Here is a 12,938-nt window from a genome sequence, read left to right as displayed (position 1 = left end):
TGCTACTGATGGGTAATGTTCACTAGGGTAACCACCGGTAACACCCTGATGTCCCACCCCCGCGTCCCCGCGTGACCCCCAAGGAGCCACCCATGCCCGACTTCTCCCTCCAGCTTCCCGAAGAGATCAGCGACGTCCGGGACTGGGCCCACGGATTCGCCAGGGACGTCATCCGCCCCGCGGGCGCCGAGTGGGACGAGCGGGAGGAGACCCCCTGGCCGATCATCCAGGAGGCCGCCAGGATCGGGCTCTACTCCCTGGACTTCTTCGCCACCCAGGCCTTCGAGGAGAGCGGCCTGGGCATGGCCGTCACCATCGAGGAGCTGTTCTGGGGCGACTCCGGCATCGGCCTGTCCATCATGGGCACCGGCCTGGCCGCCGCCTCGCTGAGCACGACCGGCACCCCCGAGCAGATCGGCGAGTGGGCCCCGCAGATGTTCGGCACTCCGGACGACGTCAGGCTCGCCGCGTTCTGCGCGTCCGAGCCCGACGCCGGTTCGGACGTCTCCGCCATCCGCACCCGCGCCGTCTACGACCAGGCCAGGGACGAGTGGGTGATCAACGGCGTCAAGACCTGGGCCACCAACGGCGGCATCGCCCACGTGCACGTGGTGATCGCCTCCGTGGAACCCGAACTCGGCTCACGCGGCCAGGCCTCGTTCATCATCCCGCCCAACACCCCCGGCCTCTCCCAGGGCCAGAAGTTCGCCAAGCACGGCATCCGCGCCTCCCACACCGCCGAGGTCGTCCTCGACGACGTCCGCGTCCCCGGCTCCTGCCTGATCGGCGGCAAGGACAGGTTCGACGAGCGCATCGCCCGAGCCAAGGAGGGCAAACGCTCCAAGGGCCAGGCCGCCATGAAGACCTTCGAGGCGACCCGGCCCACCGTGGGCGCGATGGCGGTGGGCTGCGCCCGGGCCGCCTACGAGTACGCCCGTGACTACTCAGTCCAGCGCGAGCAGTTCGGCAGGCCGATCGGCGACAACCAGGGAGTGGCCTTCCTCCTCGCGGACATGGCCACCCGCATCGACGCCGCCCGGTTGCTGGTGTGGCGAGCCGCGTGGATGGCCCGCAACGGCAAGGACTTCACCAACGCCGAGGGCTCCATGAGCAAGCTCCACGCCTCCGAGACGGCCACCTTCGTGACCCAGAACGCCCTGCGCATCCTGGGCGGCAACGGCTACACGCGGGACTACCCGGTGGAACGCTGGCACCGCGACGCCTCCATCTTCACCATCTTCGAGGGCGCCAGCGAGATCCAGAAGCTCATCATCGGCCGCACCGTCACCGGCCTGCCGATCCGCTGACACACGGGTGAACCCGCAGGTGAGCGGGGAGGCTGAGGGATGAGGAGGTGAGGCCGGTGTTCGCATGGCCCGCACTGGGCGTCCTGATCAGCATCGCCGTACCCGTCGCGATCATCTTCCTGGTGCTGGCGATCTTCAGGATCGTCCAGCGCCAGGCGGAGAAGGCCGTCCGCTCACCCGACTACTGGGACCAGGTCCCCGACGGTCGGACCGATGAGGACGAGGACCGGGGCCGGACCGGAGAGGACCGGTAGGCCCCGGATCCCCGGCCCCGTACGCCTCGGGGCACCGATCCGGTGGGGAGCTACTCCTTGGAGGCGGTGGCGCCCCACCAGATGTTGACGTCGGAGTCGACCGCCCAGCGGTCGATGTCGCGTAGTTCCTCAGCGGAGAAGTCCGTGTTGTCCACCGCACGGAGGTTCTGTTCCAGCTGCTCCACGCTCGAGGCGCCGACCAGCGCCGTGGTGACGGTGCGCGGCCCCTGGTCCCGCAGGACCCAGGAGATCGCCATCTGAGCGAGAGTCTGACCGCGCTCGGCGGCGATCTGGTTGAGCGCCCGGGCCCGGCCGAGTACCTCCTCGGTGAGCATGTTCTCCCGCCAACTGGGCCGCCCCACACCCGCCCGGGAGTCCGAGGGCACCTCACCACCCAGGTACCGGGAGGTGAGCAGCCCCTGGGCCAGGGGTGAGAAGGCGACCACGCCCATGCCCTCGTCCGCGGCGGCCTCCAGAAGGCCGTCCTCGACCCAGCGGTTGAGCATCGAGTACGAGGGCTGGTGGACGACCAGCGGCGTACCGAGGTCGCGCATGATCGCCGCCGCGCGCCGGGTCAGCGACGGCCCGTAGGAGGAGATCCCCGCGTACAGGGCCCGCCCGGACACCACCGCGTGGTGGAGGGCCAGCATGGTCTCCTCCAGCGGGGTGTCCGGGTCCGGCCGGTGGCTGTAGAAGACGTCCACGTAGTCCAGGCCCATCCGGGCCAGAGAGCGGTCCAGCGAGGACAGCAGGTACTTGCGTGAACCGCCCCGCTGGTGCGGCCCCGGCCCCATCACCCACCCGGCCTTGGTGGTGATCACCAACTCGTCGCGGTAGGGACCGAGGTCCTTCGCCAGGGCGCGGCCGAGGTTGACCTCGGCGCTGCCCGGCGGCGGACCGTAGTTGTTGGCCAGGTCGAAGTGGAAGACCCCGAGGTCGAAGGCGCGGCACAGGATGCGGCGCTGCCCCTCCAGGTCCCGGTCGTCACCGAAGTTCTGCCACAGTCCCAGTGACAGTCTCGGCAGGTTCAGCCCGCTCCTGCCGCAGGTCCGGTACTCCAGAGAGTCGTACCGGTCGTCGTCCGCCACGTACGTGCCCAAACTTCCGTTCCCCTTCCGTCCAGCCGATGTGCCCGTGCCGCCGTTACTCGTCGATCGTGAGCTCGCCCATCCGGTCCCAGCCCTCGCCGTCGACCACGCGGCTGACGATCAGCGGGGTCTCCTTCAACAGCGGCTTCATCGAGGCCAGCCCGGCACGGAAGTGGTCGCTGTTGACGTGGGCCTCGGCGGCACCGTCCTTGAACGCCTCGATGAGCACGAACACGTTGTCGCGCTCGACGCTGCGGGACCACTCGAACCACAGGTTGCCGGGCTCGGCGCGGGTGGCCGCGGTGAAGTCGGCGACCGCGTCGAGGAAGCCGTCCACGGCCTCCGGCTTGGTCCGGAACTTGACGACGATCAGGATCATCCCGCATCTCCTTCGATGTGTGCCACGGGGCGCGCGGTCGTGCCTCGCCCCTTGGTCGACCACTCTCCCAGAGCCCGGAGGGTCGGGGCCTCGACGGCCCGGGCACAAGGGGTGTTCGTCCCCTCACCCCGGCCCGTGGCCGACACCGCACGGGGCGCCGGGGGTGCGCTATGCGCCGCCGAGGGTGGTGCCGGGCAGGCGGGTGGCGCGCCACTCGTCGGGGGAGACCTCACGCACCTCCAGGGAGCCCAGGGTCTCCTCCGCGTGGACCATCTCGACGCTGGCGACCAGGGTGTCCCCGTTCAGGTCGGTGCTCACGGTGACCTCGCCGACCTCGATGCCGTCCGCGTCGGGCAGCCCCGCGGCGTAGGCGGGGAAGGCCTCCACGCAGTCCTGTCCGTCCTCGCCCTCGCCGATGATCGCCGCCTGGGCGCTCTCGTCGGCGAAGGTGCAGGCCAGCTCGCCGTCGTCGACCACGAGCGCGGCCACGAACCCCTCCGCCACGGTGCGGGCGGCCTCGGTGGCCTCGGCGGCGTCCTCCTCGCTGGGTTCGGAACCGCCCTGGGCGCCCGCCGCCTCCTCCGCGGTCTCCTCGGCGGGGGCTTCGTCCCCTCCCGAGCAGGCGGTGAGCGCGAGGAACAGGGGCAGGGCAGCACACAGCAGGGTGCGTCGCATGGGGGGTCGCCTTCCGTGAACGGACTGGGACGGCCGACGGCGGGTTTCGGTGAGGGTGAGCACCGTCGGTGTATCCGGGACGCACCATTGTTACCGCATTCACCTGATCGATGACTACGTGTGTCCGCCTTTGGCCCTCCGGCACACCTCTGACCAGGCAAAGCATGGGTCCGGGTTCGGTTCGGCTTGACCCGGCCCGGGGCACCCCTCGGGCGCGCACTCCACGAAGACGCGCGTCACACCGGGCGACCTACCGGAAGGGTCCGATGACCAACCTCGACGACGACCGCGCGGCCCAACGCGGACTGGAGCGGCTGAGCCCCTTCGAGCTCAGGGAACATCTGATGGACCTGGCGGGGGACTCCTCGCGCAAGAGCGCCCACGCCATGCTCAACGCCGGACGCGGGAACCCGAACTGGACCGCCGCCCCGCCCCGTGAGGCGTTCTTCCTGCTCGGCAGGTTCGCCGTCCTGGAGTCCCGCCGCACCTGGAACGAGTGGCCCGCCGTCGCGGGGATGCCCGCCTCCGAGGGCGTCGGCGAGCGCTTCTCCCTGTTCCTCGACCAGAACGCGGGCGAGCCCGGAGCCGACCTGCTCCGCCGCGTCCTCAACCGGGTGGAACCGCACCGCCGCGACGAGGTCCTGCACGAACTGGTCGACGGCGTCATCGGTGACAACTACCCCGTGCCCGACCGCATCCTGCCGTTCGTGGCCGAGTCGGTGCACGAGTACCTGGTCCGGGCGATGGGCGACCACGCCCCCGAGACCCCCTACGACCTGTTCGCGGTCGAGGGCGGCACCGCGGCCATGTGCTACGTCTTCGACTCCCTCCAGGCGAACCGTGTCCTGCGCCGGGGCGACAGGATCGCGCTGATGACACCGATCTTCGCCCCCTACCTGGAGATCCCCCGCCTGGACCGCTACGACTTCGACGTCGTGGAGGTCAGCGCCTCGCGGGGCACCGAGAGCGACTTCCACACTTGGGACTACGAGGACGCCGAGCTGGAGAAGCTGGCCGACCCCTCGGTGCGCCTGGTGTGCCTGGTCAACCCGAGCAACCCGCCCTCGGTGGCGTTGTCCGAGCACTCCCTGGAACGCGTTCGCGACATCGTGGAGCGGCGCAACCGCGACCTGGTGATCGTCACGGACGACGTGTACGGCACGTTCGTGCGCGGCTTCACCTCTCTGATGGAGGTGTGCCCGCGCAACACCCTCGGCGTGTACTCGTTCTCGAAGTACTTCGGTGCGACCGGCTGGCGGCTGGGGGTGGTGGCCCTCCAACCGGACAACGTCGTGGACGACCTGATCGCCCGTTTGGACGGGGAGGACACCGAGGCGGTCCGTCGGCGCTACGCCTCGTTGTCGCTGGACGTGCCGGGGATGCGGTTCATCGACCGCATGGTGGCCGACAGTCGGTCCGTGGCGCTGAACCACACCGCCGGACTGTCCACGCCCCAACAGGTGCAGATGGCGCTGTTCGCCCTCTTCGCCCTCACCCACGCCGACGAGGAGTACCACGCACCGGTCATGAGCGTGCTGGACCGGCGGCTCGCCGCGCTGTCCGAGGGGCTGGGCGTGCCCCTGCCCACCGACACACGTCGCGCGGGCTACTACGTCGAACTCGACCTGCTGTCCTGGGCCGAACGCCACTGGGGCGCCGAGTTCGCCGAATGGACGCGCTCGAACCACGAACCGGTGGACCCGGTCCTGCGCCTGGCCCGGGAGGACGGGGTGGTGCTGCTCAACGGCGGCGGCTTCGACGGCCCGGAGTGGTCCGTGCGGATCAGCCTCGCCAATCTCGACCACGAGGCCTACGAGCGGATCGGCCGCGTCCTGAGGGAGATCGGTGAGGAGTACCACCGGAGGTACACCGAGGCCACCGACCGCACCTGAGACACCGAGAACCGCGGCGGGGAGACCGGGACATGCGGCGCCCGATTCCACCACGGCCCGGGAGGGCGACCTACTGACGGTGGTGGGGCCACACGGCGGCGAGATCGTCCGGGCTGACTGGGCCCGACGGCGCCGGGTCCGCCTGAGGGGACCCGCCCCTCGCAAGGACCGGGTCTTGTCCCCCCGGACGGCCTCTGGTCATATGGAGGAGGTTGACCGGCATCACGGTATCCACTGGCGCACAGAGCACGCGCGGGCGTGCCACCAGCGGTTCGGAGCGCGCACGGGGCGCGTGCGGAGCCGCACCGCCGTGCGCCCGCGCCGGAGGTGACATGTCGTACCGACTACGGGACGGTGCCCGCGGCACCCTCGTCGCGGGCCTTCCCCCGGCCCTGGGAGCCAGGCTCCGCCCCCTGGTGCCGCACCTGACCGAGGAGGCCGTGGAGGCCATCCGGCGACGGGCCGAGGCCCACGCCCAGGCGTTGGAACCCCCACACGTGGAATCAGTCCGGGCGGTGATCGGGGCCGCCGTGCACGCCTTCCTGGACCGGATCGAGGAGGGCGGGCAGGCCCCACGCCCCGGAGACGGCGAGGACCCCACCGCGGCCGAGCGCACCGGCGCCATCGAGCGGACCTTCCGCGCGTTCGGGGCGGGTGAGGCCCGGCAGGGACGCGGCCTGGAGTGCCTGCACACCGGTATGCGCACGTCGGCCGCCGTGGCGTGGCGTCGGTTGGCCGAGGCCGACTCGATCGACCGGGACCAGATGGCCGCGCTCGGCGAGGCGCTCTTCGCGTTCCAGGAGGAGATCTCCTCGGCCGCGGCCGAGGGGCACGCCCAGGTGCGGGGCGCCGGGGTGGAGGCACTGCGACGGCGCCGCTCCAGGCTGCTGGAAGTGCTGTTGGCCGAGTCCGGGACGGAGCCGGAGGCGCGAACGGTCTCCTCCCTGGCTCGGGCGGCGCGGTGGCGCGTGCCCGAGCGGGTGGCCGTGGCCCTGCTTTACCAGGAGGGGTCGGGGGGCGACCCGGCCCTGCCCTCGGACGTGCTGGTGGACCTGGACCGTCTGGAGCCGTGCGCGCTGGTGCCCGACCCGCAGGGCCCGGGCAGGTTGAGGTCGTTGGAGCGGTCGCTTCGGGGCTACCGCGCGGTGCTGGGACCGCCCGTGCCCCTGGCCGAGGCCCCGGCGTCCTTGTCGAGAGCGCGCGAGTTGGCCGAGCTGGCGCGGGCCGGGGTGGTGTCGGGGCAGGGAGTGCTGCGGTGGAGCGATCACCTGCCAGCACTCCTGCTGTCACGGGACACGGCGCTGGTCGCGGAGCTGGCCCGGGTGCGGTTGGCCCCACTGGCTGGTATGCGGGAGCAGCAGCGGGAGCGGATGGCCGACACCCTGCTCGCGTGGTTGGAATCGGGGTTCAACGCCAACGAGGCGGCGGAACGGTTGCGCGTCCATCCGCAGACCGTGCGGTATCGGATGCGGCAGCTGGAGGAGCTGTTCGGCACCAGGCTGCGGGAACCCGGCGCGCGCTTCGAGTTGGAGCTGGTACTGCGGGCGCGCAGGCTGTTGGGTCCCCTGGAGCGGGACCGGTGACATACCGAACAGTCGGGATGTTCCCCGCGCGGTGGTGCGCGGGGAACATCCTGGGAGCCCCCTCCGGGGCCTGACAGCGGGCCTGCCCGGGTCTCGGGCGGGTCAGCCCCGGGGAGCCAGTGCCCTGACCACCGCCGCCGGGTCAGTGCCGGGCGGGCCGATCGGTGCGATCACCGGGGTGTCCACGCCCGCTTCGACGTAGGCGCCGATCCGTTCACGGCAGTGCTCGGCCGGTCCGTGCACGACGAGTTCGTCCACCACCGAGTCCGGGATCGCGGCGAGTGCGCCCTTGCGGTCCCCCTCCTCCCACGCCTTCCACATAGGGCCGAGCTCCTCCCGGCCCAGCCACTCGTGGAAGGCCCGGTACACGGGGACGTTCAGGTACGCCGAGATCGCCCACCGGCCGATCCCCCGCGCGGTGTCGGGGTCGGTGTCGGGCACGGCGAAGATCCGCGCCACGATCTCCTTGTCGTCACCGAACTCCCGCACGATCGGCGCGACCGTCCGCACGTCCTCGGCGGACAGCCAGTTGAGGATGGCGCCGTCGGCCTCCCGCCCGGCCAGACGCAGCATGCCCGGGCGCAGCGCGGCCACCAGGACGGGCGGCACCCGCTCGGGGACGGCGCCGAGGGTGAACCCCCGCACGGAGAAGGTGTCGTAGTCGGCCCTGACCTTCTCACCGGTCAGTGCCTGGCGCAGGAAGCGCACGGTGTCGCGGACCCTCTTGTAGGGCTCCTCGAAGGGGAGGGAGTTCCAGCGCTCCACGATCACGTTCGAGGAGGTGCCCACCCCCAGCACGAACCGGCCGGGTGCGGCGGCGGCCATGGTGGCGGCGCTCATGGCCAGGGTGGCGGGGCCGCGCGTGTAGACGGGCACGATCGCGGTGCCCAGTCGCAGGCTCGGCGCCCACACGCTGGCCAGGGCCAGCGGGGTGAACGCGTCGGTGGCGTTGGCCTCGGACGACCACACGTCGGTGTAACCGAGGTCGGGCAGGGCCTCGAACAGTGAGCGCTGGTCGGTCAGGGGGACGCCCTCGAAGGGAACGGTGATGCCCCAGCGTTCGGTCATGGTGGCTCCATGGGTCGGTGGGCGGACCGAACCGGGTTCGGTCCGGTGTGGCACGACCGTACCCTTCGCCGAGGGCCGCACAGAAGACCGCACCCCGCCCGTCGGGGCGTATGTTCGGTGCAGGGCCCGCCCGGGGGGCGGGCCGGAACGGAAGACCCCGAGAACGAAGGAGGCCATCCCCGTGGCCAAGCCACCCTCTCCCTACGACTTCCTGCCCGACGTCGACGCGTTCACCGTCACCAGCGACGACGTCAAGGACGGCCAGGTCCTGTCCTTGGCGCAGGTCAGCGGGATCATGGGTGCCGGGGGCGAGGACGTCTCCCCGCACCTGTCCTGGAGCGGGTTCCCCGAGGGGACCCGGAGTTTTGCCGTGACCTGCTTCGACCCGGACGCTCCGACCGCCAGCGGCTTCTGGCACTGGTCGGTCTGCGACATCCCCGTCGAGGTGACCGAGTTGGCGGCTGACGCGGGAAACGGTTCCGGTCTGCCGGAACAGGCGATCACCCTGCGCAACGACGCCGGGAGCCACCGCTACATCGGTGCGGCCCCGCCCGCCGGGCACGGCCCGCACCGGTACATGTTCGTGGTGCACGCCGTGGACGTCCCGAGCCTGGGCATCGACGCCTCCGCGAGCCCGGCCTTCCTCGGCTTCAACCTGTTCTCGCACGCGATCGGCCGCGCGGTCCTCACACCCACGTACGAGCAGGACTAGGGGGTCTCGACCCCCGCCGCCGGAGGGCGGGTGACGCACCGAGCGCGTCACCCGCCCTCTGCCCTTCCTCCCGGGGCCGGTGAGTACACGCGCGAGAGGCCCGTTCGGTTGTCCTGGCAACCGCATCCGGCCAATCCCGAGCCGAGGGGGCACTCCCCCGTCTAGGCTCGGGCCCAGCCCCTCGGCCCACTCGAATCTCGCTCGGAAGGGTTCAGCCGGTGCCACAGCAGACTTCGAGGAAACCGACCGTCGTGGTGACGACGGCGGGCTCCGCCTCCACACCCGGAACCATCCTGCGCCTGCGTGAGAACGGATTCCGGGTGGTGGCCACCGACCTGGACCCGGCCGCGCCCGGCCTGTACCTCGCCGACCGCGGCTGCCTTGTGCCGCCGGGCGACAGCGAGGCCTTCCTGCCCCGGATGCGTTCCCTGTGCGCCGAGGAGGGCGCCGCCGCCGTGGTTCCGCTGGTGGACGAGGAGCTGGTCCGGGTGATCGACCTGGCCAAGGACGGTGTGGCGGTCCTGTTGCCCCGCCTGGAGTTCGTCACCACCTGTCTGGACAAGTACGCCCTCATGCGGCAGCTGGAGGACGCGGGGATCGGCGTGCCCCGCACCTGGCTCGCCTCGGAGTGGCCCACCGACGCCGCCGACCGGTCTCCGGGCGGGCTGATCGTCAAACCCCGCAGCGGCCGGGGCAGCCGGGGCGTGATGGTGGTCGACTCAGCCCGCGACATGGCCCGCGTGGTCTCGGAGAGCGGCTACGCGGCCGACGACCTGATCGTGCAGGAACGCGTCACCGGCCCCGAGTACACCGTGTCCGTCGTGGTGTGGCGCGACGGCGACGTGCAGGCCGTGGTGCCCAAGGAGGTCCTCCTCAAGCAGGGGGTCACCAAGTACGCGGTCACGCGGCGCCACCCGGAGGTCGTCCGCACATGCCGGGCGGTCCAGAACGCCCTGCGCGCGGACGGGCCGTTCAACGTCCAGCTGTGCCTGGACGACGAGGGACGGCCCAGGGTCTTCGAGATCAACCCCCGCTTCTCCTCCACGGCGGCGCTCACCGTGGCCGCCGGGGTCGACGAGATCACCGGGTTGCTCCGCCAGGCCGTGTGCGACGGTCCCCGGCTCACCGACGAGTGGCGCGAGGGGGTGGCCATGGTGCGGCACTGGACCGACGAGTTCATGTCCGAGGAGCGGTTCGCCTCCCACGGGATCTCCCCAGCGCCGACACCGACCGCGAGCGGCGGGGGTTTCTCCCTGCCCGGAGCGGTGAGCACCGGCGAACGTTCCGCCACCTTCCCCGCGCGGGCCCGATGAGCAGTCGGCACGAGCTGTCCGAGGCGATGGCGAACGCGGTGGAGGAGGTCGGCGGGCTGCTGCGCACGTGGCGTTCGGACCCGACCGCGCGCGACGGGGTGTGGGAGGGAAGCCAGTTCAAGGCCGAGGCCGACGCGAGGGCGCACCAGGCGCTCTCCCGAAGGCTCACCGGTATCGACGCCAGCATCCCGGTGGTGAGCGAGGAGGACCCGGACTCGCTCACCCGGGAGCGACCGCCCCGGTACTGGCTGATCGACCCCATCGACGGCACCGCCAGCTACGCGCACGGATTCGACGGGTACGTGACCCAGGCCGCGCTGGTCGTCGGGGATCACCCCGAGGTGGCGGCCGTCTTCGCACCCGAGAGGGGCACCCTCTACACGGCCGTGCGCGGGCGGGGCGCCCGATGCGACGGAAGGGCGCTCCCCCAGCAGCTCCCCGCCCCTCCAGGCCGGGGGGTGCTCACCGACAACACCCCCGAGCCCTCGGGCGTCGCCCGGCGCGTGTACGACCGCTTCGGCTACGACGGGTACCTCGAGAGCGGGAGCATCGCGCTGAAGCTCTGCCGGATCGCCGAGGGCGACGCCCAGCTGTTCGTGAAGGACGTTCCGGTCCGCGACTGGGACGTGGCCGCGCCCGGTCTGGTACTGGCCGAGACGGGGGGTCTGCTGACCCGTCTGGACGGCTCCGGGTTCACCTACCGGGGGGCCTTCGAGCACACCGGTCTGGTGGGCGCCGCCGATCCGTCCACGTGTCGTGCGGTGTCCCGTTGGTTAGCGCTTTGACCTGCAGTGAAACCACCCCTTCGGGGGTGGTTCGCAAGCCGTCCGAACTGGTGACCCGGGGCCCTTTCGCGCGCCGAACACGGCGCGTATCGTGTGGGAACCAACGCGCCTTTGGGGGTGGGAAGTGGAGGCCCAACGTCTGCCGCTGAACCAGATGCGCGCCTCGGACACCGAGCGGGACCTGACGGTCGACCGCCTCGCGGTGGCGTTCTCCGAGGGCCGTCTGGACCACGAGGAGTACGAGCGCCGTGTGGGTGCGGCCCTGTGCTCGGTCATGGTGGGTGAGCTGCGCTCTCTCACCGCGGACCTTCCCGAACCCGAACTCCCGGTGCCGCAGCCCAGGTTCCATCGTGAGTCACGCCCCTCCCCCGAACCGGCCGGAGTGCTGGTGCCCTGGGAGGAGTGGGGCGAGGAGTGGCGCTGGTGGCTGGGTGTGGCCGGGGCGCTGACCGGCGTCTGGGGTGTGGCGAGCCTGCTCGGCGGCGAACTCGTTCCGTACTGGCCTCTGGTCCCCCTGGGGATCTGGGCCGCGGTGCTGCTGGCCTCCGCGATCTGGCCCAGCGAGGAGAACCCTCCCTGAACCCGCGAGCGCGCTGACGGCCCCGGGTGGGCCCGCCCAGGGGGCCAGTGCCGGTCCTCAGCATCGGGGTCGGCCCGGCTGGCACGCTGGCGGCTCCCGTCGGGTCCACTCGAGTACCGGCCACCCGTTCAGCCAGGGTCGGTCCTGGCCATGGTGAGGCCCTCGGTGGGTCGCGCTCCTGGACCGGCGCCAGACCTCAGGGCCGCAACGGACCCGGGGCACGGTGCGGACGGTGCGCGAGCAGGGCACCGGGTTGTCCACAGGTGTGCGTCGTCTGACTGGTGTCGTCCGGGGCCGGAGGGCGATACTCGACATATCGGGGGACTCGCGCCCGCGCCCGCATGGCGCTGCCCGGAGAAGGTCAGCCGACCGCGTGCAGCCAGCGCACGGGGGCGCCGTCGCCCGCGTAGCGGAAGGGTTCGAGTTCCTCGTCCCAGGCACGGCCGGTGAGCCGGTCGAGTTCGGCGGCGAGCTCGGTGCCCTCGGCGGCGGCCGTGGCCATGGCGGCGCGCAACCTGCCCTCGGGAACGAGTACCTCACCGGCGGCGCTCGTGACGGCGGTGAACACGCCGAGGGAGGGCGTGTAGCTGTAGCGCACGCCATCGCAGCCGGGCGACCCATCCTCGGTCACCTCGAAGCGCAGGCGCTGCCATTCATTGAGCGCGGAGGCCACCGCCGCCGAGGTCCCCGGCTTCCCCTGCCAGTTGAGCTCGGCACGGTGATTGCCGGGGGCCGCTGGCTGGGCGACCCAGTCGAGTTTGACGGGTACTCCAACAACGCCCGCGACCGCCCACTCGACATGTGGGCACAGCGCCGCCGGCGCGGAGTGGACGTACAAGACGCCACGTGCGGACACCGAACCTCCTGATACGAACGAGTGCGCTTCCCCGACGCCCTCGTACTCGAGAAGGTTGCATACCCGCCTGAATGCCTTTTGCCCCATTGTGCCCCAATGGCACCCTGAGAACCATCTCGCACGCTGGTATTTTCCAGCGTTCCCACCGCGCCCGTGGCACCCAGTGATTAGCGTGTGCCCCAAGCGGCGACAGGGAGTCCGATCATAGTGGGGGCGGATGTGCCAGACCAGACTCGAGAGGGCATCCACTCTCCGGAAGCCCACGACAGAAACGCCCATCAGCACTGTTCAGGGTATGTTTCTACCACTTCCTTGCCGGTTCCGGCCACACGTGGACGTCCTCGACGGGTTGACCACCGCCATCATCGTGGACCAGGAGCGCCTGGGCGCCGACCCGCGCTCCACCGTGGGCACGGCGACCGACGCCAACGCGATGCTGCGCATCC

Annotated in this window: 13 protein-coding genes; 8 read left to right on the top strand and 5 right to left on the bottom strand. The window is 71.3% G+C overall.

Annotation, left to right across the window (positions count from 1 at the left end):
* Nucleotides 1-92 precede the first annotated feature (92 nt).
* Together ADX84_RS17830 and ADX84_RS17825 are read left to right on the top strand one after the other, a co-directional pair.
* Nucleotides 93-1,307: an acyl-CoA dehydrogenase family protein gene (locus ADX84_RS17830; RefSeq protein ID WP_049576051.1), complete on the top strand. Its 1,215-nt coding sequence runs from the start codon at nucleotides 93-95 to the stop codon at nucleotides 1,305-1,307.
* Between the two features lie 56 nt (nucleotides 1,308-1,363).
* Nucleotides 1,364-1,561 carry a hypothetical protein gene (locus ADX84_RS17825; protein WP_049576048.1) on the top strand — a complete coding sequence of 66 codons (198 nt, stop codon included), beginning with the start codon at nucleotides 1,364-1,366 and terminating at the stop codon, nucleotides 1,559-1,561.
* 50 nt (nucleotides 1,562-1,611) lie between these two features.
* Here ADX84_RS17825 and ADX84_RS17820 read toward each other — a convergent pair whose 3' ends face one another.
* The 3 genes from ADX84_RS17820 to ADX84_RS17810 form a co-directional block, all read right to left on the bottom strand.
* Nucleotides 1,612-2,661 (bottom strand): aldo/keto reductase, encoded by a 1,050-nt coding sequence (locus ADX84_RS17820; RefSeq protein WP_049576044.1) that lies wholly within the window; start codon nucleotides 2,659-2,661, stop codon nucleotides 1,612-1,614.
* A 43-nt stretch (nucleotides 2,662-2,704) separates the two neighbouring features.
* Nucleotides 2,705-3,028, bottom strand: coding sequence for a putative quinol monooxygenase (locus ADX84_RS17815; RefSeq protein ID WP_049576040.1), 324 nt, complete (start codon nucleotides 3,026-3,028; stop codon nucleotides 2,705-2,707).
* Between the two features lie 168 nt (nucleotides 3,029-3,196).
* Complete coding sequence (locus tag ADX84_RS17810) at nucleotides 3,197-3,703, bottom strand: hypothetical protein (RefSeq protein WP_049576036.1); 507 nt, start codon at nucleotides 3,701-3,703, stop codon at nucleotides 3,197-3,199.
* A 266-nt stretch (nucleotides 3,704-3,969) separates the two neighbouring features.
* Between ADX84_RS17810 and ADX84_RS17805 the strand changes: the two genes are divergently transcribed.
* Both ADX84_RS17805 and ADX84_RS17800 read left to right on the top strand, forming a co-directional pair.
* Complete coding sequence (locus ADX84_RS17805; protein WP_049576033.1) at nucleotides 3,970-5,595, top strand: bifunctional aspartate transaminase/aspartate 4-decarboxylase; 1,626 nt, start codon at nucleotides 3,970-3,972, stop codon at nucleotides 5,593-5,595.
* Between the two features lie 332 nt (nucleotides 5,596-5,927).
* Nucleotides 5,928-7,178 carry a CdaR family transcriptional regulator gene (locus tag ADX84_RS17800; protein WP_049576030.1) on the top strand — a complete coding sequence of 417 codons (1,251 nt, stop codon included), beginning with the start codon at nucleotides 5,928-5,930 and terminating at the stop codon, nucleotides 7,176-7,178.
* Nucleotides 7,179-7,280: 102 nt separating this feature from the next.
* Here ADX84_RS17800 and ADX84_RS17795 read toward each other — a convergent pair whose 3' ends face one another.
* A complete protein-coding gene (locus ADX84_RS17795; protein WP_049576027.1) occupies nucleotides 7,281-8,246 on the bottom strand; it encodes an LLM class F420-dependent oxidoreductase in 966 nt (321 codons plus the stop codon).
* Nucleotides 8,247-8,427: 181 nt separating this feature from the next.
* Between ADX84_RS17795 and ADX84_RS17790 the strand changes: the two genes are divergently transcribed.
* The 4 genes from ADX84_RS17790 (at nucleotide 8,428) to ADX84_RS17775 (ending at nucleotide 11,636) form a co-directional block, all read left to right on the top strand.
* Nucleotides 8,428-8,958 (top strand): YbhB/YbcL family Raf kinase inhibitor-like protein, encoded by a 531-nt coding sequence (locus tag ADX84_RS17790; RefSeq protein WP_049576021.1) that lies wholly within the window; start codon nucleotides 8,428-8,430, stop codon nucleotides 8,956-8,958.
* A gap of 251 nt (nucleotides 8,959-9,209) precedes the next feature.
* On the top strand, nucleotides 9,210-10,271 hold the full coding sequence (locus ADX84_RS17785; protein WP_049576017.1) for an ATP-grasp domain-containing protein: 1,062 nt from the start codon (nucleotides 9,210-9,212) through the stop codon (nucleotides 10,269-10,271).
* Nucleotides 10,268-11,056 (top strand): inositol monophosphatase family protein, encoded by a 789-nt coding sequence (locus ADX84_RS17780; RefSeq protein ID WP_049576013.1) that lies wholly within the window; start codon nucleotides 10,268-10,270, stop codon nucleotides 11,054-11,056. The genes ADX84_RS17785 and ADX84_RS17780 overlap by 4 nt, the downstream gene beginning before the upstream one ends.
* A 124-nt stretch (nucleotides 11,057-11,180) precedes the next feature.
* A complete protein-coding gene (locus ADX84_RS17775) occupies nucleotides 11,181-11,636 on the top strand; it encodes a DUF1707 domain-containing protein (protein ID WP_049576010.1) in 456 nt (151 codons plus the stop codon).
* Between the two features lie 361 nt (nucleotides 11,637-11,997).
* Here the strand turns inward: ADX84_RS17775 and ADX84_RS17770 are convergent, their stop codons facing one another.
* Entirely contained in the window at nucleotides 11,998-12,492 is a 495-nt protein-coding gene (locus ADX84_RS17770) for a DUF3145 domain-containing protein (RefSeq protein ID WP_049576006.1), read from the bottom strand.
* Nucleotides 12,493-12,938: the final 446 nt, after the last annotated feature.

Origin of the sequence: Nocardiopsis sp. SBT366 (assembly GCF_001083815.1) — a bacterium.
In the GTDB taxonomy this organism is placed as follows: domain Bacteria; phylum Actinomycetota; class Actinomycetes; order Streptosporangiales; family Streptosporangiaceae; genus Nocardiopsis; species Nocardiopsis prasina.
The sequence above is the reverse complement of the archived record's forward strand: the minus strand, read 5'-3'. Positions and strand labels throughout refer to the sequence as shown.